Source organism: Streptomyces sp. NPDC006510, assembly GCF_040611955.1.
Classification (GTDB): domain Bacteria; phylum Actinomycetota; class Actinomycetes; order Streptomycetales; family Streptomycetaceae; genus Streptomyces.
On sequence record NZ_JBEXPH010000081.1, the window covers coordinates 1 to 20,021 of the forward strand.

15 protein-coding genes and 1 pseudogene are annotated in these 20,021 nt (G+C 70.6%); 5 read left to right on the plus strand and 11 right to left on the minus strand.

Translation table 11 applies throughout. The features are described from left to right. From ABZY11_RS23485 to ABZY11_RS23505, 5 genes and pseudogenes are all read right to left on the minus strand, one after another. Positions 1 to 1,009, minus strand: a pseudogene (locus ABZY11_RS23485) (hypothetical protein); the annotation flags it as partial. Next, positions 997 to 1,761, minus strand: coding sequence for an SDR family NAD(P)-dependent oxidoreductase (locus ABZY11_RS23490; RefSeq protein ID WP_356481034.1), 765 nt, complete (start codon positions 1,759 to 1,761; stop codon positions 997 to 999). The gene ABZY11_RS23490 and the pseudogene ABZY11_RS23485, both read right to left, overlap by 13 nt. Before the next feature lie 47 nt (positions 1,762 to 1,808). Continuing rightward, positions 1,809 to 2,732 (minus strand): carbohydrate ABC transporter permease, encoded by a 924-nt coding sequence (locus ABZY11_RS23495; protein ID WP_356481035.1) that lies wholly within the window; start codon positions 2,730 to 2,732, stop codon positions 1,809 to 1,811. After that, complete coding sequence (locus ABZY11_RS23500) at positions 2,719 to 3,687, minus strand: sugar ABC transporter permease (RefSeq protein ID WP_356481036.1); 969 nt, start codon at positions 3,685 to 3,687, stop codon at positions 2,719 to 2,721. The genes ABZY11_RS23495 and ABZY11_RS23500 overlap by 14 nt, the downstream gene beginning before the upstream one ends. A gap of 12 nt (positions 3,688 to 3,699) precedes the next feature. Next, positions 3,700 to 4,968 (minus strand): ABC transporter substrate-binding protein, encoded by a 1,269-nt coding sequence (locus ABZY11_RS23505; RefSeq protein WP_356481037.1) that lies wholly within the window; start codon positions 4,966 to 4,968, stop codon positions 3,700 to 3,702. Between the two features lie 224 nt (positions 4,969 to 5,192). On the opposite strand from ABZY11_RS23505, the gene ABZY11_RS23510 reads away from it, so the two are divergent. Beyond that, entirely contained in the window at positions 5,193 to 6,302 is a 1,110-nt protein-coding gene (locus tag ABZY11_RS23510; RefSeq protein WP_356481038.1) for a LacI family DNA-binding transcriptional regulator, read from the plus strand. A 107-nt stretch (positions 6,303 to 6,409) separates the two neighbouring features. Here the strand turns inward: ABZY11_RS23510 and ABZY11_RS23515 are convergent, their stop codons facing one another. From ABZY11_RS23515 to ABZY11_RS23535, 5 genes are all read right to left on the minus strand, one after another. Continuing rightward, positions 6,410 to 6,763, minus strand: coding sequence for an EamA family transporter (locus tag ABZY11_RS23515; RefSeq protein WP_356481039.1), 354 nt, complete (start codon positions 6,761 to 6,763; stop codon positions 6,410 to 6,412). Then, the gene (locus ABZY11_RS23520; RefSeq protein WP_356481040.1) at positions 6,649 to 8,088 is read right to left on the minus strand and encodes an MFS transporter; all 1,440 of its coding nucleotides are present in this window, start codon (positions 8,086 to 8,088) and stop codon (positions 6,649 to 6,651) included. Before ABZY11_RS23520 ends, ABZY11_RS23515 begins: the two co-directional genes overlap by 115 nt. Next, positions 8,085 to 8,615, minus strand: a complete 531-nt coding sequence (locus ABZY11_RS23525; RefSeq protein ID WP_356481041.1) for a diadenosine tetraphosphate hydrolase — start codon at positions 8,613 to 8,615, stop codon at positions 8,085 to 8,087. The genes ABZY11_RS23520 and ABZY11_RS23525 overlap by 4 nt, the downstream gene beginning before the upstream one ends. A 39-nt stretch (positions 8,616 to 8,654) precedes the next feature. Then, on the minus strand, positions 8,655 to 9,530 hold the full coding sequence (locus ABZY11_RS23530) for an aminoglycoside phosphotransferase family protein (RefSeq protein ID WP_356481042.1): 876 nt from the start codon (positions 9,528 to 9,530) through the stop codon (positions 8,655 to 8,657). 478 nt (positions 9,531 to 10,008) lie between these two features. Continuing rightward, complete coding sequence (locus ABZY11_RS23535; protein WP_356481043.1) at positions 10,009 to 11,859, minus strand: serine hydrolase; 1,851 nt, start codon at positions 11,857 to 11,859, stop codon at positions 10,009 to 10,011. Positions 11,860 to 12,041: 182 nt separating this feature from the next. Here ABZY11_RS23535 and ABZY11_RS23540 point away from each other — a divergent pair, with 182 nt between their 5' ends. The 3 genes from ABZY11_RS23540 to ABZY11_RS23550 are packed head-to-tail and all read left to right on the plus strand — an operon-like array spanning position 12,042 to position 15,865. Continuing rightward, positions 12,042 to 13,151 carry a nitronate monooxygenase family protein gene (locus tag ABZY11_RS23540; RefSeq protein WP_356481044.1) on the plus strand — a complete coding sequence of 370 codons (1,110 nt, stop codon included), beginning with the start codon at positions 12,042 to 12,044 and terminating at the stop codon, positions 13,149 to 13,151. Further along, entirely contained in the window at positions 13,148 to 14,698 is a 1,551-nt protein-coding gene (locus ABZY11_RS23545; RefSeq protein ID WP_356481045.1) for an acyl-CoA synthetase, read from the plus strand. Before ABZY11_RS23540 ends, ABZY11_RS23545 begins: the two co-directional genes overlap by 4 nt. A 60-nt stretch (positions 14,699 to 14,758) precedes the next feature. Further along, complete coding sequence (locus ABZY11_RS23550; protein WP_356481046.1) at positions 14,759 to 15,865, plus strand: ionic transporter y4hA; 1,107 nt, start codon at positions 14,759 to 14,761, stop codon at positions 15,863 to 15,865. 84 nt (positions 15,866 to 15,949) lie between these two features. Here ABZY11_RS23550 and ABZY11_RS23555 read toward each other — a convergent pair whose 3' ends face one another. After that, positions 15,950 to 18,367: a penicillin acylase family protein gene (locus tag ABZY11_RS23555; RefSeq protein WP_356481047.1), complete on the minus strand. Its 2,418-nt coding sequence runs from the start codon at positions 18,365 to 18,367 to the stop codon at positions 15,950 to 15,952. A gap of 150 nt (positions 18,368 to 18,517) precedes the next feature. Here ABZY11_RS23555 and ABZY11_RS23560 point away from each other — a divergent pair, with 150 nt between their 5' ends. After that, complete coding sequence (locus ABZY11_RS23560; protein ID WP_356481048.1) at positions 18,518 to 20,017, plus strand: acyl-CoA synthetase; 1,500 nt, start codon at positions 18,518 to 18,520, stop codon at positions 20,015 to 20,017. Positions 20,018 to 20,021 lie beyond the last annotated feature (4 nt).

Sequence of the window (20,021 nt, forward strand, 5' to 3'; positions counted from 1 at the left end):
CGGCGAACCAGCCGCCCAGCTCCCGGTCGAGCCCGTCGTCGTGTGCGCCGAGCTCGGCGCGAGCCCGCGCGGCCACCGCCTCCATGGCCGGTGACGGAACCAACTGCTGGGCCAATGCGACGAGTTCGAGCCACTCCAGAGCGAGCGGACCGCGCAGATACGGGCCGTCGTGCAGCGCCGGCAGGATGCCGCCCGGCGTGGCGATCGCCGCCAGCACATCCGTCATCCCGGCCAGCACATCCACCACGTCGGACGGCACGGCCGCGGGGTCGGTGCCCCGCAGCGCCAGCAGCGCCGCCCGCAGCACGAACCCGTGGTAGTAGGTGCTGCCCTCCCACTCCCAGCCGTCATCGGCGACCGCGACCCGCAGATGCGCGTACAGCCCGTGCTCGCCCTCCAGCCACTGCCCGGCACCGTCCCACTCCCGGCCACGGGCCGCCGCAGCCCCCCGACTCGCCGCCACACCGGCCGCGTTGAGCCACGCGGTGTAGTTGGAGGCCAGATGGCCCTGGCCGGTGAGCACGTCCCGGGCGTCGAGAGCGGCCTGCTCCAGCGCGTCCAGCAGCGGCAGCACCGGGGCCAGGTCCTCGGTGGAGTGCTCGGCGAGCGTGATCACGGTGTGTCCGACGTTCACCGCCCAGATGGCGTCGGTCAGCGCCTGGTGGAAGAGCCGGCCGCGCAGCATCCAGGCCTGGGCCTCGCCGTGCCGCTCGGTGGCCAGCGACGCGTACAGCCCCGCGTACTCCACGAGCCGCGACACCGACTCCGCGCGCTCCTTGCGGTGGGCGAGCACCCGCAGGTGCCGCGCCCACGCCTGGTGCGAGAGCACCAGCCAGGCGCCGCGCACCGCCTCGTCGTCCACCCGGCAGCCGTACGCACAACGCGCACCGTCCTCGGGGAACACCCCGGAGAGCAGATCGCCGTGATCGAGCTCCACGCCGTGCGCCGGGCAGACGTACGCGTGCCACCAGCCGCCCCGCTCGCGGGCGATCCGCCTCAACGCGGCCACACGCCACCGTCGATGTCCACCGTGGTGGCGGTGAGGAAGCCGGACGACGGCGACGCCAGATGGACGACCGCGGCGGCGACGTCCTCGGGGGTGCCGGCCCGGCCGACGGGGATGCCCGCCTCCATCGCCTGCTGCGCCTCGGGCGCGGTGAACGTGTCGTGGAAGGCGGTGCCCTTGATGAAGCCGGGAGCGACGGTGTTGACGGTGATGCCGGTACCGCCGAGCTCCTTGGCGAGACCCTTGGTGAAACCGCGCACACCTGCCTTGGCCGCCGCGTAGGCCACCGAGCCGGGGCCGCCGCCGTTGTGCGCGGCCAGCGAGGACATCGTGATGATGCGGCCGGCCGACGACTGCGTCAGATGCGGCAGGGCGGCGCGCACGGTGCGGAACGTGGACGTCAGATTGGTGGAGAGGACCTGGTCGAAGTGGTCGTCGGACATCTCGGCGATCGTGGCCCGGCCGATCAGATGACCCGCGTTGCAGACCAGGATGTCCAGGCCGCCGAGGAAGCCGGTCGCCTCTTCGACGAGCCGGTCCACATCGCCGGTCACCGTGACATCGGCCTTGAACGCCTTCGCCCTGCGGCCCAGCGCCTCGATCGCGGAGACCGTCTTCGCGGCCTCGTCGGCGGAGGAGTGGTAGTGGACGGCGACGTCCGCGCCGGCCTCTGCGAGCGCGACGGCGATGGCGCGGCCGATGCCGTGGCCCGCCCCTGTCACCAGTGCGCGGGAGCCGTTGAGATCAGCAGACATGGAGTAAGTACCTTTCGAGGAAAAACGGTCGTCGGGACCGGAGCCGGTCACTTGAGACCGGCGGTCGCGAAGCCCTGCACGAAGTAGCGCTGGCCGATGAGGAAGAGAATGACCATGGGCAGGGTGGCCAGCGTGGTGCCGGCCATCAGGAAGTGCCACTGGGTGCCGTTCTCCGTCTTGAAGACGGAGAGCCCCACCTGGATCACCCGCAGGCTGTCCGTGCGGGTCACCAGCAGTGGCCAGAGGAAGTTGTTCCACGACGACTCGAAGGTCAGCAGCGCCACGGTGGTGAGCGCGGGCTTGACCTGCGGCGTCATGATCCGGGCGTAGATCCGGAACTCGCCCAGACCGTCGAGCCTGGCCGCCTCCTCCAGCTCCACCGGAAGGTCCAGGTAGAACTGACGGAAGAGGAAGACCGCGAAGGGGGTGACGGCGCCCGGAATGATCAGCGCCCACCAGGAGTCCAGCCAGCCGCTGCCGCCCTGGCCGAAGATGTCGTTCCCGCCGGCCAGCGGCATGAAGCGGACGATCAGGAACTCCGGCAGCACCTTGGTGTACGTGGGGATCATCAGCGCGGCGATGAAGAGGTAGAAGATGACCTCGCTGCCCCGGAACTTGATCCGTGCCAGCGCGTACCCGGCCATCGACGCCACGACCACGTTGATGAGGGTGTGACTGAACGCGATGATGAAGCTGTTGCGTGCGTACGTCGCGAACGGCGCCGCCTTCAGCGCGTCGACATAGTTCCCGAACTCCCAGTGTTCCGGCAGCAGTCCGGCGTCCTGGGAGGCGATCTCCACCGGGGTCTTGAGCGAGGTGAGCACCATCCAGACGAACGGCACCACCATCAGCAGCGAGACGACGCTGAGGGTCACGTAGAGTGCGATCCGGCCGGTAGTGAGCGGCTTGCCGTTCTTCTTCGGCCGGGACTTGCTCGCGACCCCTGGCGCGTGCAGCTCAGTTGTGGCCACGGGTGCCTCCCATGATCCGCCGGTTGACCAGGGTGAAGCCCATCAGCAGTACGAACAGCACCAGTGACTGGGCACAGGCGTAGCCGACGCGGAACTCCCGGAAGGCGGACTTGTAGATCTCGTACGTCATCATCGTGGTGCTGTTGGCAGGACCACCGTCGGTCAGGATGTAGATCTGGTCGAAGGACTGGAACGCGCTGATCATCGACGTGATGAGCACGAAGAACGTCGCGGGCTTGAGTAGCGGCAGCGTGATCGAGAAGAACTGCCGCACCTTGGAGGCGCCGTCCACCGAAGCCGCCTCGTACAGCTCCTTCGGCAGGGACTGCAGCGCGGCCAAGTAGATGAGCATCTTCATGCCGATGCCCTGCCAGATGCCGACCAGGATCACCGAGGGCATCGCCCACGAGGTCGACGCGAGCCAGGCCGGTCCGTCGATCCCGAGGAACGACAGCAGTGTGTTCAGCAGCCCGTTGCCCGGGTTGTAGATCCACAGCCAGACCAGTGCGATCGCGACGGTCGCCGTCACCTGCGGCAGGAAGACCGCAGTACGGAAGATGCCCCGGGCCTTCAGGCCGGTGTGCAGCGCCAGGGCGACGAGCAGCCCGAGCATCATGCCGAACGGCACGGTGAAGAAGGTGTAGATGACGGTGTTGACGATGGACTTGCGGAAGACCGCGTCGCCCATCATGTCGCGGAAGTTGTCCAGACCCACGAACTGCGGCGCCGTCAGCACGTCGTACTTCGTGAAGGCCAGGACCACCGATGCGACGACCGGCAGGCCGATCCAGAGCGAGGCATGCAGCAGCGCGGGCGCCACCATCAGCATGCCGGCGCGCTGCCTGCGGCGCCCCGGCCCCGTCGGGACCCGGCCGGAGCGCTTCTTCGCGACCGTGCGCCCGGTCGGGGCGGAGGGCGGCGCGGGGCGCGCCTTCAGTACGGATGTAGCTCCCACAGCGACGGGTCCTTACATCCGGCCGATGGCGGCCTCGGCGAGCCTGCCGAGTTCCGCGATGGCGTCCTTCGCCGACTGGTTGCCCACGATCGCGGGCTCCAGCGTGGGCTTGATCTTCTCGCGGATCTCCATCCAGGCAGCGGTGCCGCCCTCGGAGCACGCGGCGCCCATGCTCTGCAGGGAGAGATCGACGAACTTGTTCTCCTTCACATAGCTGGTGTCGCTGAGATCCTTCAGCCCGGGCACCGAGCCACGCTGCTTGGCCGCACCGAGGATCGACTCGGGCGTGGCGAGGTACTCGACGAGCGCGCGTGCCGCCGCGGGGTGCTTCGAACTGGCGGACTGGGTGACGAGCGTGCCGCCCTGGAGCATCGCGGGCTTGCGGTTGGCGAGGATGAACGCCCCGAGCTTGTCGTCCTTGATCAGGTCCGGCGACTGGTCGCCGACCTGCTTCCACAGCGCGCTGGTCGTCATCATCATCGACGCCTTGCCGGTCTGTACGTTCGCCGGGGCGCCGGCGTCCGTCTTCTTGGCGTAGTCGGCGGAGCCGTCCTTGATGAGGTCCTTGAAGAACTGCAGCGCCTCGACCCCGCGGGCGTCCGTGAACAGCACCTTCTTGCCGTCGGCGCTGAACAGCTGGCCGCCGTTGGCGAAGAGGAAGGTCTCCCAGCACTGGCGCAGATCGATGGAGAACGGGTCGAAACCGACCCGGCCGTCCTTGGTCAGCTGCTTGGCCACGGCGCGCAGCTCGGCCCAGTTCGCCGGGGTCTTCTTGATGCCGGCCTCGGCGAAGTGGTCCTTGCGGTAGACGACGATGCGGGTGTCCAGGACGACCGGCAGCGCGTACAGCTTGCCGTCGTACCGGGACGGCTCCAGCACCCGCTTCTCGTAGTCGTGCGCGGCGGCGAACTTCTCCGGCAGCTCGGCGATGGCCTTCTTCGCGGCGAACGGCGGGATCCAGCCGACGCCCATCATCAGCACGTCGGGCAGCAGACCGCCCGCGAGACCGGTGGTGATCTTCTCGTTGAGCTGGGCGTACGTGGTGTAGTCCACGTTCACCTTGACGTCCGGGTACTTCTTCCGGAAGCCGCCGAGTATCTCCTTCTCCAACAGCGTCTTGCCGTCGGCACCTTCGTAGATCGGGGTGAGCAGAGTGATCTCACCTTCGGCGGGACCGTCGGCGGAGCCGCCCGCCGAAGTGCCGGTTCCGCACCCGCTGAGCGCGGCGGCAGCGGTACCGGCGCCGATGGCAGCAAGCAGAGACCGTCTTTTGAGTTGCATGGGACACCCCTTTTGAGGTGGAGACTGTGGATCGATCCAGCCATGAACCCCAGCCGTGGCTGGGAAGTGCTGGTAAATCGATGCACTGATGCTAGGAACGCCCCGAGAGGGACGTCAACAGCTGATGCACATGAATTTTCAGGGATGTTAACGGGTGTACCGGTAAACGAAGTTCAGTAAATCGATACACTGGTATGGTCAACGGGTTCCGAACCGGAGGTGGCATGAGCGGGGTAACGATCCATCAGGTCGCGGAGGCTGCGGGGGTCTCCGCGAGTACGGTCTCCAATGTCCTCAACGGACGGACGGACCGTATGCAGGCGGCCACGCTCGCCCGCGTGGAGCAGGTGATCGAGCAGCTCAGCTACCGGCCCAACCGCGCGGCCCGGATGCTGCGCACCGGACGCATCAAGGTCATCGGTCTCATCGTGCCGTCGGTCGCCAACCCCTTCTGGGGGGCGCTCGCCCGTGAGCTGGAGGCCATCGCGCTCGCCGAGGGGTACCACGTACTGCTGTGCAACAGCGAGCGCGACGCCGCCCGCGAGCTCAAGTACGGCGAGGAACTGCTCGCGGACGGGGTGAGCGGAGTGGTGCTCTGTTCCTCGCTGCCCTCGCTCGACCATGTGGCACCGCTGCTGAGCCGCGGACTGAAGATGGTCGCCTTCGACCGCACCGCGCAGGCGGGCGATCCGCCGTCGCTGGCCTCCATCAGTGTCGACAACGCGATGGGCGCCGAGATCGCCACCCGTCATCTGATCGAACTCGGTCACCGTCGACTGGCGTTCGTCTCCGGCTCGGTCAACAGCGTCAACCGCCGCGAGCGGCTGCGCGGCTTCCGGGCCGCCCTGGAGTCGGCGGGCCTCGATCCGGACGACGCGATCGTCTGGCCCGGCGCCGACACCACCGAGTACGGTGACAAGGACGCGGCCGAACTGGGACGGAACGCCGCCAGGGAGCTGCTCGGCGGCCCGCGCCCGCCCACCGCCTTCGTCGCCATCAACGACATGTGCGCGATCGGGATCTGCCGGGGCGCCAAGGACTCCGGGCGCAGCGCGGGCCAGGACATCTCCGTGGTCGGTTTCGACGACATCCTCCTCGCCGACCTCTTCGAACCGCCGCTCACCACGGTCCGCCAGCCGCTGCCGGAGATGGCCGCGGAGACGTTCCAGCAGCTGCGGGCGCGCATCGACTCGGCCCCGGCGGCGGGACGGTCGCTGCTCATCCGGCCGAGGCTGGTCGTACGCGAGTCGACGGCCCCGGCGCCGGGCGGTCCTGCCGTCGCGGTCCCGGCGCCGGGCGCGGGCGAGCGGCCGGTCGCGGGCCGTACGGCGTAGCGTGCCGCCGCCCCGGTGGCAGTGTCCGCGCTCGCCGCACCGGCCTGCCGAGACCCCCGTCGGGTGTGGCACGGCGACCGGGGGAGTGCGCGCGGGAGGTTCCGCGTTCAGGGGTGGGCGAGTTCGAGTACGACGATGCCGGCGAGGACCGCCGCTCCGGCGGTGAGGCGCAGCCGGCCGAACCGTTCGCGGAAGAGGAGCGTGGCGATCAGTGCCGCGATGCGGATGCTGGTTTCGCGCAGGGCCGCGATGGTCGCGAGGTCGCCGTGGGCCTGGGCCCGGATGACGAGGCCGTAGGCGGTCAACGAGATGACGCCGCCCGTCAGACCGATCCCGCAGGCCGGCTTCAGCTGAGCGAACAGCGGACGGCCGCGCCGGTCGAGCGCCGGCAGCGGCAGGACGGGCCCCTGGCACAGAAAGAGCCAGGCGATGTACCCGATGACGGTCTGGGACCGATGCACCCCCGTGCCGTCGGTGACGGTGCAGGCCGCGATGACGGCCCCCGTGGCCACCGCCGAGGAAGGCGCGGCGGCCCCGTGCCGGGCGCGCCTTCCGGTGTGCTCAGAGGCGATTGACGCGGTACACATCCCTGACACAGAGGTTGAGGAGTGTGGTCGCCACGATGGCACCGGCACAGACCAGCAGCACGGTCCGGTCGGCCCAGGCATGTGCGGCGAGTGCGGTGATCAGGTAGCCGAGCGGGATGGCGAGACGCTCCCCGACACCCGTTGAACGAACTCATCCGGCCCATCTCCCCCTGCGGCACGTGCTGTTGGAGCACGGTGTTCCAGGACACGATGGCGATGTCCAGGCCGATGCCCGCGAGCACGGCACCGAGCAGCACCCACGGCAGGTCCAGGCCGATGCCCAGGGCCGCCGGCGGCAGACAGAGCGCGGAACCGGTGACGACGGCGACGGCCAGCAGACGGTACGGCTTCCAGCGCAGGCACACCACCGTTCCCGCCAGCAGCCCGAACGCGAACGCGCCCTGGACGAGCCCCCAGGAACGTGCCCCCGAGTAGTGCTCCGCGGCGATCACCGGACCGAGGAGCTGGAACCCGGCCAGCCACGTGGCGACCACCACCGTCCCGGCCGCGGTGTACGTCCACAACCAGGTGCGTGACCGGAAGCCCGCCGAGCCGTTCCGCAGATCGGCCAGGGCGCCGGTACCTCTGGTGACCGGCGCGCCCAGCCGCAGGCCGAGCAGCAGGAGCGCCGCGATCAGGAAGGAGAGCGCATCCCAGGACAGGGCCCACGCCGGACCGGCGATGGCGACGATCAGTCCCGCGACGACGGGGCCGAGCACCTTCACCGCGTTGCCCGGAAGCCGGAGCAGCGCGACGGCCTGCTGCAGATGCTCCGCGGCGACCACCTGCCCCACCACGCCCGCCGCGGCCGGTGCCGTGAAGGCCACGGCGATCCCCGACACGAAGCCGCATGCGGCGATCGAGGCGGTCGTCGCATGGTGCGTGGCCACCAGTGCCGCGAGTACCCCCTGGGCGCCCGCGGCCAGGAGATTGCCCAGGAACAGGATCCGGCTGCGCGAGAGCCGGTCCGCGAGGACGCCGCCCGCGATGGTGAAGACGATCGTCGGAACGGAATTCGTGGCCAGCACGACGCCGAGCGAGCCCGCTCCACCGCCCTGCCCGATCACCGCGTAGGCGAGCGCGAGGGGTGCCATCGCGGAACCGGTCGCCGAGACGAGGTTGGCGAGCACGAACCGCCGGAAGGCGGGAACCCGCAGGGGCGCCAGGCGGGTCGCGGTCGGTTCGGTGGTGCTCCTCACACCTCTCCCGTGACCGGCGCGCCGGGTGCCGCCGGGCCGATGGTCTGCCGGCCTTCCGGCGACGACCGGTCCAGCTCCTCGCCGATCGCCGCCCGCAGTGCGTCGTGTTGCGGGCCGAGCGCGAACCGTACGTCGCTCCACCTGTCCTGGGGATACAGCCGGACGGGCACGCCGACCAGCTCGCCCGGCTCCCACTCGTCACGCGGCCACACATGGGCGTGGAGGAACCCGTCGGTGTTGCCGAGGAGATCCGGATTCACCCGGCGGAACGCGGGGTCCGCACGGCGGCGGGCCCGTTCGACGGCTTCACCGAGCCGGTCCGGGTCGGACAGGAAAGCCGGCCGTTCGGTTTTCGGCAGTTCGGACAGGTGCTGCACCTCCGGCTCGTCGACCAGGAGCACCGAGTACCCCGGCAGGAACTGCGCGTCCCCGATCGCGGCGAATCCCGCATCCGGGCGCCGCGGGACGGTCGGGTTCCCGCCCCGCAGAGCACTGCCTGTTCGATCGTTCTTCCAGTCGTGGATCACGACCGGAACCTACAGCGCCCGAGCAGCGCCCGACCGGCGTCAAAGGCGCTGCTCGGCCAGATCCAGCCAGTGCTCCACCTCGCCCGGAGCGAAGTGCCGGATGGCCCAGTCGGTCATGCGCAGACTCATATGGGCCCACCAGGGGCGCAGAACGTCGTCGGGCAGAGCGTCCAGGATGTCGTCGAGGCGACGGACGACCCCCGGCGCCTGCTCCCGCGCGTGCAGGCCGAAGCGCAGGGTGACCAGGTCGAACCGGCGGTCTCCCCGCCCGGCGCCTTCCCAGTCGATGACTCCCGTGACCGTACCGTCCACGGCGAGCAGGTTGCCGTGGTGGAAGTCCTGGTGCACGACATCGTCCCCGGCCGGGCGGGCAGGGTGACCGGCCCCGACCGACCTGATCCGGCGCTCCAGGGCGGCACCGCGCCGACCGTGCCGACGCAGTGGCTCATGAAGGCAGTAGCCGGGCCCGTCGTCGAGCAGATACAGGTTCGTCGACGGGATGTCCGCGCGCCCGGCCAGCAGCCCCTCCTGCGACTTGTTCAGCGCGAGTGCCTGATCCAGCCCGTGGTGGTCCAGCACCTCCAACGGCTTGCCCGCCAGGAGCTGTTGGACCAGTACCACCGCACCGCCCACCTGGAGCGCCAGCTCCGTCGCGGGGCAGGGATACCCCCGGCCGCGCAGTGTCTCGCACACCGCCAGGGGGCCCGCCCGCAGCTCGTCGAGCCGGGTGTCCGGCCGCCACTTCAGCACGGACCGGCGTCCGTCGGGCCACCGGACGTACGCGGCACCCACCTCGCCTCCCGGACAGGGGCCCTCCACCACCAGCCGCACCCCTGTCTCCGCATGCACGGCGGCTACGAGGCGGTCGGCGTCGAGGCGCTCGGTACGAGTCCAGCTCTGCGGTGATGTGCTCATGCAGGAATTCTCCGACGTGACGCCACCCGTATCCCCGGCGGGTGTCCATCGGAGCGGACCCGCCGCCGGGAAGGGGACGGCACAAGTCCCGGTCAGTGTGCCGGGCTGCGCCGCAGCACCTTCCCCTTTCCGTCCGCGTCGAGCGAGGCCGTGCCGTCCGGTCCGGTCACGGTGCCCCGGATGGTGAGGGCGCCGGTGATCCGGTCTGCGGTGAGCTGCCAGGACTCCGGCGAGCGGACGCCGAGGGGGTGGTCCTGGCCGTCTCGACGAGGGCGGGGAGGCGTTCGTACGGCGGGGAACGCGGCTCGAAGCCGGACACCGGGACTCCGGCGGGGGAGAAGACCACCGGCGTCGTCCGTTCCTGGACGACGACGGTGATCGCCGGTGATGTGGCCCTGCCCTTGGTCAGGGTGCCGTGCCGGAGAAGGGGGACGGCCCTTCCCCGGCACGGCGTCCCATCGGACCGGCGCGGCGGGAATCAGTCCGCCGACGCCGCCCAGCCCAGCGCCTCGATGCGCACGGCGTCGCCGGACCTGCTCTCGTCGAAGACCGTCCGGTTGCCGTCCTCGACCCGGACGGCGTCCACGTACACCCCGCGCCCGACGTACAGCTGGTCCGTCGTGTACCGCCACCTCAGCCGGACCTCCTTGCCGCGCCAGGCGGCGAGGTCCGCGTCGAGGCGGTGCCATACCCGGCCGGACCAGCCGGAGACCGCGCCGGTGGGATGCGGCTCGGGCTCGGGGTGGGGTTTCCCGGCCGTCGGTACGGTGGTGAACGGTACGGGCTGCCAGGTCGCCCCGGCGTCCGCCGACGCCTCCAGGAAGAGGAAGTCGGACCCGGGCTCGGTGTCCCACCACAGGGCCGAGCTCAGCCGGGCGTGCGCGGAGGCGAGACGCAGCGCCGGCAGGGTCAGCGTGGCCGAGGTCGCGCTCGCCATGCCCGAGAACCAGGCCGTACGTCCCCGCGCGGGACGGACCGCGACGGCGCGCGCCATCCGGTTGGCGGCTGCGACGCGCGGCGCGCTGCCGGAGCGCCAACTGCGCACGGGGTGGACCGAGTTGCCGAGGACGATCAGGAACGAGTCGGTCGTCGGGTCCAGGACGAGACTGGTGCCGGTGAAGCCGGTGTGGCCCGCGGTGCGCGGCGTGGCCATCGCCCCCATGTACCAGTGCTGGTAGAGCTCGAAGCCGAGACCGTGCTCATCGCCGGGGAAGGCGGTGTTGAAGTCGGTGAACAGCAGGTCGACCGATTCGGCGGAGAGGATCCGCGCGCGCCCGTAGACCCCGCCGTTGAGCAGCGTACGGGCGAGGACCGCCAGGTCCCAGGCGCAGGAGAAGACCCCGGCATGGCCCGCCACCCCGTCCAGGCTGTACGCGTTCTCGTCGTGCACCTCGCCCCAGACCAGTCCGCGGTCCAGTCCGGACCAGGGCAGCCGGGCGTCCTCGGTCGCGGCGATCTTCGGTTTCCAGGAGGCGGGCGGGTTGTACCGGGTGCGGTGCATGCCGAGCGGAGCGGTGATCTGCTCGCGGAGCAGGACGTCCTGCGTGCGACCGGTGATCTTCTCCAGGACCAGCTGGAGCGAGATCAGATTGAGGTCGGAGTAGAGGTACACCGTGCCGGGAGCGTTGGCCGGCACCTCGTTCCACAGCAGTTGCAGCTTCCCCTCCCGCGTCGGTGCCTTGTACAGCGGAATCCAGGCGCGGAAGCCCGAGGTATGGGTGAGCAGCTGACGGATCGTGATGTCCTGCTTGCCGCCGCCGGCGAAATCGGGCAGGTAGGAGGCGACCTTTGCCTCCAGCTCCAGCGTCCCGCGCTCGATCTGCTGCACGGCCAGGATCGAGGTGAAAAGCTTCGACACCGAAGCCAGGTCGAAGACGGTGTCCTCGGCCATGGGGATCTGCTGGTCGGGCGGGAACTCCACCCCGGTGTCGGTCTTCTCGTCGTACGCCGCATAGCGCACGGCCTTGCCGATCGGCCGGTGCAGGGCCACCGTGCCGCCCCGCCCGGCGAGCAGCACCGCACCCGCGTACCAGGGGTGCTTGGGGGAGGCGGAGAGGAACTTCTCCGCGTCGGCGACCAATTGGTCCAGCGGCTCCTGGAGCAGCCCGGCCCGGTCGGCCGGTCCACGCCGCAGCGTCGGCCGGCCCTGCCCCGGTGCGGCGCTCCCGCCGTCCCCTGTGCGCATCCCCGACGACCCCGCCCCCGACTCCATGGCCGACGCCCGCTCCGCGAACGGAATCGGCGCCAGGGCGAGTGCCCCGCCCAGGGCCAGCATCCCACCGCCCAGCCTCCGTCGGCTGATCCCTCTGCCCGCCGCGTCCTCGGTCATCCGGAACCCCTTCCCGCTGCACGAAAGTAACTTTCGAAATTTCGTCCGACAATGAAACTTCCTGCCGCCGCAGAGATTACTGTCACCCCCGCCGTCACGGAGGCCCCCTGCGTCACAAAGAATCTGACACTGCATCAGAAAATCTCTTCCCTCGGATGTCCGGCTGCGGCATCCTGCGCCCCATGGAGACGGAGCTGAGCAAGAAACTGGGAGTCGAGCACGCCATCTTCGGCTTCACGCCGTTCCCCGCGGTGGCCGCGGCCATCACCAGGGCCGGCGGATTCGGCGTACTCGGCGCGGTCCGCTACACCGCCCCCGACGACCTCGCGCGCGACCTCGACTGGATGCAGGAGCACACCGGCGGAAAGCCGTACGGCCTCGACGTCGTCATGCCCGCGAAGAAGGTCGAGGGGGTGACCGAGGCCGATGTCGAGGCGATGATCCCGGCCGGACACCGCCAGTTCGTCCAGGACACCCTCGCCAAGCACGGCGTGCCGGCACTCCCCGAGGGCGAGGCGTCCGGCTGGCGGATCACCGGCTGGATGGAGGAGGTCGCCCGCAACCAGCTCGACGTCGCCTTCGACTACCCCATCAGGCTCCTCGCCAACGCCCTCGGGTCGCCGCCCGCCGATGTCGTCCGGCGCGCCCACGACCGGGGCGTGCTCGTCGCCGCCCTCGCCGGGAGCGCCAAGCACGCCCGTCACCACGCCGACGCGGACATCGACATCGTCGTCGCCCAGGGGTACGAGGCGGGCGGCCACACCGGCGAGATCGCCTCCATGGTCCTGGTCCCGGACGTGGTCGACGCCGTCGGACCGCTGCCCGTCCTCGCCGCCGGCGGGATCGGCAGCGGCGAGCAGATCGCCGCCGGACTCGCCCTCGGCGCCCAGGGCGTCTGGCTCGGCTCCCTCTGGCTGACCACCGAGGAGGCCGACCTCCACTCCCGCGCACTCACCCGCAAACTCCTCGCGGCCGGCTCCGGCGACACCGTCCGCTCCCGCGCCCTCACCGGAAAACCCGCACGTCAGCTCCGTACCGAATGGACCGACGCCTGGGACGACCCGGCCGGGCCCGGCACCCTGCCCATGCCGCTCCAGGGGCTGCTGGTGGCCGAGGCCGTATCGCGCATCCAGAAGTACGAGACCGGCGCGCTGCTGGGTACCCCCGTCGGCCAGATCGTCGGCCGGATGAACAGCGAACGCAGCGTGCAGGCCGTCTTCGACGACCTGACCCGTGGCTTCGAGCGAGCCGTGGACCGGATCAACCGCATCGCCGGACGGAGCGCCTCATGACCCCACTGCCCAACGGCTTCTGGGCCCAGGCCACCGCCGATCCCGGCCGTACGGTCCTGATCGCACCCGATGGCGAGAGCTGGACGGCGGGCCGGCTGCACGCCGCCGCCAACCGCCTCGTCCACGGACTGCGCGCGGCCGGGCTGCGGCGGGGCGACGCGTTCGCGGTCGTGCTGCCCAACGGCGTCGAGTTCTTCACCGCCTATCTCGCCGCAGCCCAGGCCGGCCTCTACCTCGTTCCCGTCAACCACCACTTCGTCGGCCCCGAGATCGCCTGGATCGTCTCCGACTCCGGCGCCAAGGTGCTCATCGCCCACGAGCGGTTCGCGCAGGCCGTGACCGAGGCCGCCGACGAGGCGAAGCTGCCGGCCGGCCACCGCTTCGCCGTGGGCACGGTCGACGGCTTCCGCCCGTATGCCGAACTGCTCGACGGGCAGCCCGAGGCAGCACCGGACGACCGCACCCTGGGCTGGGTCATGAACTACACCTCGGGCACCACGGGCCGCCCGCGCGGCATCCGCCGTCCGCTATCCGGCCGGCTCCCCGAGGAGAGCCACCTCGGCGGATTCCTCGGCATCTTCGGCATCAAACCGTTCGACGGCAACGTCCACCTGGTCTGCTCGCCGCTCTACCACACGGCCGTTCTGCAGTTCGCGGGCGCGTCCCTGCACATCGGACACCCGCTGGTGCTGATGGACCGTTGGACGCCCGAGGAGATGCTGCGGCTCATCGACACCCACCGCTGTACCCACACGCACATGGTCCCGACCCAGTTCCACCGCCTCCTCGCCCTCCCCGACGAGGTGAAACGGCGCTACGACGTCACCGCCATGCGGCACGCCATCCACGGTGCCGCGCCCTGCCCCGACCATGTGAAGCGCGCCATGATCGACTGGTGGGGCAGGTGCGTCGAGGAGTACTACGCGGCCAGCGAGGGCGGCGGCGCCTTCGCCACCGCCGAGGACTGGCTGAAGAAACCGGGCACGGTCGGCAGGGCCTGGCCGATCAGCGAACTCGCCGTCTTCGACGACGACGGCAACCGGCTGCCGCCCGGCGAACTCGGAACCGTCTACATGAAGATGAACACCGGCGGCTTCAGCTACCACAAGGACGAGACCAAGACGCGGAAGAACCGCATCGGCGACTTCTTCACCGTCGGCGACCTCGGCATCCTCGACGAGGACGGCTACCTCTTCCTCCGGGACCGCAAGATCGACATGATCATCTCCGGTGGGGTCAACATCTACCCCGCCGAGATCGAGGGCGCCCTCCTCGGCCACCCCGCCGTCGCCGACGTCGCGGTCTTCGGCATCCCGCACCCCGACTGGGGCGAGGAGGTCAAGGCGGTCGTCGAACCGGCCGCGGGACACGAGCCGGGCCAGGCGCTCGCCGCCGGGATCCTGCACCACTGCGAACAGCGCCTCGCCGGATACAAGCGCCCCAGAAGCATCGACTTCATCGACGTGATGCCCCGCGACCCCAACGGCAAGCTCTACAAACGGCGGCTGCGCGACCCGTACTGGGAAGGACACCGACGGGCCCTGTGAACCGCCGTCCGGCCGCCGTCCGACGAGCGCCCCCGTACCGGCTCTGGCAGGGTGTGGCCCATGAACGCGCGCGCGACGGTCCGGTCACTGGCGACCCGGTGGACGGTGGTCGTGCCGATCGTCGCCGCTCTCGCCCTGGTCTTCAGCTGGGGGCGGGAGCTTCCGGCGTTCGCCGTGGCCGTGGTCGCGCTCTGTCTCGCGGGCGCCGTCCTGGCCGCCGTGCACCACGCCGAGGTCATCGCCCACCGGGTCGGGGAACCCTTCGGCTCGCTCGTCCTGGCCGTCGCCGTCACCGTGATCGAAGTGGCCCTCATCGTCACGCTGATGGTGGACGGCGGCCCCAAGACGTCCGCGCTCGCCCGCGACACCGTCTTCGCCGCCGTGATGATCACCTGCAACGGCATCGTCGGACTGTCCCTGCTCGTGGGGGCCGTCCGTTCCCGTGTCGTCGTCTTCAACGCCGAGGGCTCCGGGGCCGCCCTCGCGACCGTCGCCACGCTCGCCACCCTCAGCCTGGTCCTGCCGACCTTCACCGTCGGCAAACCGGGCCCCGAATTCTCCACCGCCCAGCTGACCTTCGCCGCCGTCGCCTCACTCCTCCTGTACGGGCTGTTCGTCGCCGTGCAGACGGTGCGGCACCGCGACTACTTCCTGCCCCTCACACCCGAGGGCGCGCTCAAACCGGACGAGCACCACGCACCGCTGCCCGGCCGGGGCGCCACCGCCCTGAGCCTGGTGATGCTGCTGATCGCACTGGTCGCGGTCGTCGGCGACGCCAAGTCCGTATCACCGACCATCGAGTCCGGGGTCGAAGCGGCCGGGATGCCGCAGGCGGTGGTCGGTGTCGTCATCGCGCTGCTGGTGCTGCTGCCGGAGACCCTGGCGGCGGTGCGGGCCGCCCGCCGCGAACGCGTCCAGACCAGTCTCAATCTCGCCCTCGGCTCGGCGATGGCGAGCATCGGCCTGACCATCCCGGCCATCGCCCTCGCCTCGGTCTGGCTCGACGGACCGCTCCATCTCGGCCTCGGCGCCACCCATATGGTGCTGCTCGCACTCACCGTGGTGGTCGGTGCGCTGACCGTCGTACCGGGACGGGCCACCCTGCTCCAGGGCGGCGTCCATCTGTCGATCTTCGCCGCGTTCGTCTTCCTCGCGATCAGCCCCTGACCCCTCGCGACCGCTCCCCGGCACCTCGGGACCGGCCCCCGACCACCCGGAGGGGCGGACAGGGACCGGTCGCGCCGCGAGGAACTACCGGCGTTCGTGGACCCGTACGACCCGCAGCGCGGGCGAGCGCAGGATGTCCTTCTCGCAGAACCGGGACGTCACCCACCGCTCACCCGAGTACAGCTCGGTCTGGTCGCTGTAGTGCGGCGAGCCCGGGTTGGAGGACTGGGAGTACGTGAGCAGGGTGCGCGCCACCGGGCACTTGCTACCGTCCCAGCCGACCGCCTGGATGTAGCTGGAGCCGGCCGACATCTCCCGGTAGCCGCCGGCCGCCGCGTCCCACACCGGCTCCGTCTTGTTCCAGATGCCGAGCGATTCCGTACCGCCGCCGATCGGGATGCGCTTCCCGTTCCGTTCCACCGACTGGTGCCGGCCCAGCGGGGCGTCCAGCGCGATTCCGGCCGCCCGCAGTTCGGCCACCGTGTCGGCGAGAGCTCTGGTGACGCCGGGTGCCGAGACGTTCAGCGTGTTCGGCGTACCGACCGGATCGGCGGGGGAGAAGGGCACCTTCCACAGCTCGGTCTGCGGGACCGTGGCCGTCGCCCGGCGCCAGAACCGGTCGAAGAGCAGCGCACCCCGGCTGCCGGTGTCGACCTTCCGGTCCCAGCTCCGCAGCACCTCGCACGCCGCCGACACATCGACCGACTTGCCGTCAGTTCCGACCGCACCGCCGCCGGGCAGCGCCGCGCAGGCAGCGGCCACATCCGCGGCGCCCATGTCACCGGCCGGTGCGCGGTTCGCGAACTGCTGACTCTGCAGATCGGCCACGGTCAGCCGGCCCTTCGCCGCCATCGCGGACACATCCTCGATCGCACCCCGGGTCCGCATCGAGCGGGGCGTGCCGACCGTGCCGAACACCCGCTCGTAGCCGGTCAGCGGCGCGGCCGCGTTCGTCAGCCAGGCACTGTCGTTGGAGTTCTCCACGTACGGGGCGTCCTTCACGGTGGGCATCCGGCCCGGCCCGAAGATGCCCGGCTGCACGGCGTCCGGGTCCGAACCGAGTGCGCAGTCGCTCCTCGAACCGTCGAGCACCGCGAGCCCGGACGACGGATACGTCGCCTTGCCCAGCGCGGTGGAACACCTCCCCGCGAGCTCGTCCGTGATCCTCGGCAGCACCTGCGACTGCGAGAAGAACGAATGTCCGGACGAATCGGCGGCGATCGTGTTCACCCACGGCAGCCCCTGGGTACGGCGCAGCGCGGCCTGGATGTCCGCGGTGCTGCGTGCCCGGCTGAAGCCGAGACCGGCGTCGAAGAAACGCAGATTCACGGCGTTCGGGTCATTGAGCGCGTACGCGGCCGTCGTCGTCCAGGGCAGCGGCAGCCCGGCACCGAGCGAGGTGATCACCGGCCCGTACCGGGTCGACCACTGGGTGCGGGTCACGGTACCGCCGCCCTTCACCGCGACCGAGACCATGCGCTTCGTCATCCGCTCGGGTCTGCCGTCCACCAGATACACGGTCGGATCGGCTGGATCGAGGGTGAGCTGATGGAGGTTGAGCGGGACACCGGTGGCGACGGTGTGGCTCCACGCGATGTCCGCGTTGTGTCCGATCGAGACGGTCGGCGCGCCGAGCAGCGAACCGCCCGCCACGTTCAGTTCGCCGGGAATCGTCTGCTGCGACTGCCAGAACCGCCGCCCGCCCTGCCACGGGTAGTGCGGATTGCCGAGCAGCAGGCCGCGCCCGTTCGCCGTCGTGTCCCCGCGGAACGCGACCGCGTTGGAGCCCATGTCCGCGTTCCGCGTCGACAGCAGCCGCCGGGCCGCGTCCGCGGCGTCGCCCGGCGACGGGACACCGGGCGTCCCCGCCGTGCCGGTGGGCGGCTGAGCGGCCGTGATGCCGTCGATGCCGCGCCCCTGACCGCCGAGCACCGAGATCGCGTAGCCGCGCGTCACCACGTCCAGCGTCGTCACCGGCCGCACCCAGTCGGCGCCCCGGCAGGCAGGGTCGTCGATCCGGTTCTGCGCCAGCCACGCGTTGTAACCGGCCGCCCAGCCGCGCTCCAGCTCCCTGACGTCACGGCTCTGCCCCGCCGGCGCGGGCGCCTTCAGGAGCTTCTCCACGGTGCGGCTCTCGCGGACCCGGCGGAAGTAGAGATCACTGGAGAGGTTCTTCGTCGCGGCGGAGAGCGAGCCGTCCGGAGCCGCGTCCGGACCGAAGTACCGGGACCGCTCGCCGCGCAGTGTCACGAAGCCGTCGGCGAGGGTGCACACCTGGTCGGCGGCCTGGGCCCAGCCGTTGCCGAAGCCCAGGCTCGCGTAGTCCTTCGCCAGGATGTGCGGGATGCCGTACTCGGTGTATCGGATCGTGGCGGACAGCCCGCCGCCCGAGGGACGGTGGGAGCGCGGGCCGTCGGCCGCGGCGGGCGGCAACGACGCCGAAACGGTGAGCAGCGCCAGGCCGGATATCGAAAGGAGTCTCAGACGATTGCGGAGAGGCAACGGTCCTCCCAACTGTGCGGGTGCGATAGGCGATTATCCGAGGTTTCGAGTCGCCACGCGCAACTCAGCCAGCACTTCCGCACCCCTGTCAAGATCCCCACCGGTATCCGGACCCTTGACCTCCGGGGTCCGGACGCACAGGATCACGCCATGACAGGTGTACGGAGCAGCACAGTCGACGGAGTCCTGGCACGCAGCGCCCGGCGCGCCCCCGGGAGCACCGCCCTGCGGTACGCGGACAGGTCATGGACCTACGCGGAGCTCGACGCGGCCGTCAGTACCGCCGCCGCCGTCCTCGTCGGCGAGCACGGACTGCGCCCCGGCGACCGGGTCGCCTGCTACGCGCACAACTCCGACGCGTATCTGATCGGCTATCTCGGCTGTGCCCGCGCGGGCCTGGTCCATGTGCCGGTCAACCAGAACCTCACCGGCGACGACCTCACGTACATCCTCGAACAGTCCGGCAGCGCCCTCGTCCTCACCGACCCGGACCTCGCCGACCGGATTCCGGCCGCGTTCCCCGTACGCCCGCTGCGCGACGCACCGGACTCCCTCCTGGCGGCGACCGCCACCCCGCGTTCCTTCGCCCCGGAACGCGAACCGGCCGCGGGAGACCTCGTCCAACTGCTCTACACCTCGGGCACCACCGCGCTGCCCAAGGGCGCGATGATGACCCACGGCGCACTCGTGCACGAGTACGTCAGCGCGATCACGGCGCTCGATCTGCGGGCCACCGACCGGCCCGTCCACTCGCTGCCGCTCTACCACTCCGCGCAGATGCATGTCTTCCTGCTGCCCTACCTCGCGGTCGGCGCACAGAACACCATCCTCGACGCACCCGACGCGGACCGGATCTTCGACCTCGTCGAGATGGGGCAGGCCGACAGCGTCTTCGCCCCGCCGACCGTCTGGATCGGCATCTCCCAACACCCCGGCTTCACCACCCGTGAACTCGGCGGCCTGCGCAAGGCGTACTACGGCGCGTCGGTCATGCCCGTACCCGTACTGCAACGGCTCCGCGAACGGCTGCCCGCGCTCGCCTTCTACAACTGCTTCGGGCAGAGCGAGATCGGCCCGCTCGCCACCGTCCTCGGACCGGACGAGCACGAAGGCCGGATGGACTCCTGCGGCAGGCCGGTCCTCTTCGTCGAGGCCCGGGTCGTCGACGAGGAGGGCAAGGAGGTCCCCGACGGCACGGCCGGCGAAGTGGTCTACCGCTCACCCCAGTTGTGCGAGGGCTACTGGGACAAGCCCGAGGAGACCGCCGAAGCCTTCCGCGACGGCTGGTTCCACTCCGGCGACCTCGCGGTGCGCGATGCGGAGGGCTTCTTCACCGTCGTCGACCGGGTGAAGGACGTCATCAACTCCGGCGGTGTGCTCGTCGCCTCCCGGCAGGTCGAGGACGCGCTCTACACCCACCCCGCCGTCGCCGAGGCGGCGGTCGTCGGACTGCCCGACGAGCGCTGGATCGAGGCCGTCACCGCCGTCGTGGTGCTGCGCGGGGACGCGACCGCGGCCGAACTCATCGACCACGCCCGCGAGCGGCTCGCCCACTTCAAGGCACCGAAGAAGGTCCTCTTCGTGGACGAACTTCCGCGCAACGCCAGCGGGAAGATCCTCAAGCGGGAGCTGCGCGACCGGTTCGCGTGACGGG

Bases quoted from the DNA above. Each gene is read 5' to 3' on its own strand.
- ABZY11_RS23490 (WP_356481034.1), bottom strand. From the start codon at position 1,761: ATGTCTGCTGATCTCAACGGCTCCCGCGCACTGGTGACAGGGGCGGGC.
- ABZY11_RS23505 (WP_356481037.1), bottom strand. From the start codon at position 4,968: ATGCAACTCAAAAGACGGTCTCTGCTTGCTGCCATCGGCGCCGGTACC.
- ABZY11_RS23510 (WP_356481038.1), top strand. From the start codon at position 5,193: ATGAGCGGGGTAACGATCCATCAGGTCGCGGAGGCTGCGGGGGTCTCC.
- ABZY11_RS23530 (WP_356481042.1), bottom strand. From the start codon at position 9,530: ATGAGCACATCACCGCAGAGCTGGACTCGTACCGAGCGCCTCGACGCC.
- ABZY11_RS23535 (WP_356481043.1), bottom strand. From the start codon at position 11,859: ATGACCGAGGACGCGGCGGGCAGAGGGATCAGCCGACGGAGGCTGGGC.
- ABZY11_RS23540 (WP_356481044.1), top strand. From the start codon at position 12,042: ATGGAGACGGAGCTGAGCAAGAAACTGGGAGTCGAGCACGCCATCTTC.
- ABZY11_RS23545 (WP_356481045.1), top strand. From the start codon at position 13,148: ATGACCCCACTGCCCAACGGCTTCTGGGCCCAGGCCACCGCCGATCCC.
- ABZY11_RS23550 (WP_356481046.1), top strand. From the start codon at position 14,759: ATGAACGCGCGCGCGACGGTCCGGTCACTGGCGACCCGGTGGACGGTG.
- ABZY11_RS23560 (WP_356481048.1), top strand. From the start codon at position 18,518: ATGACAGGTGTACGGAGCAGCACAGTCGACGGAGTCCTGGCACGCAGC.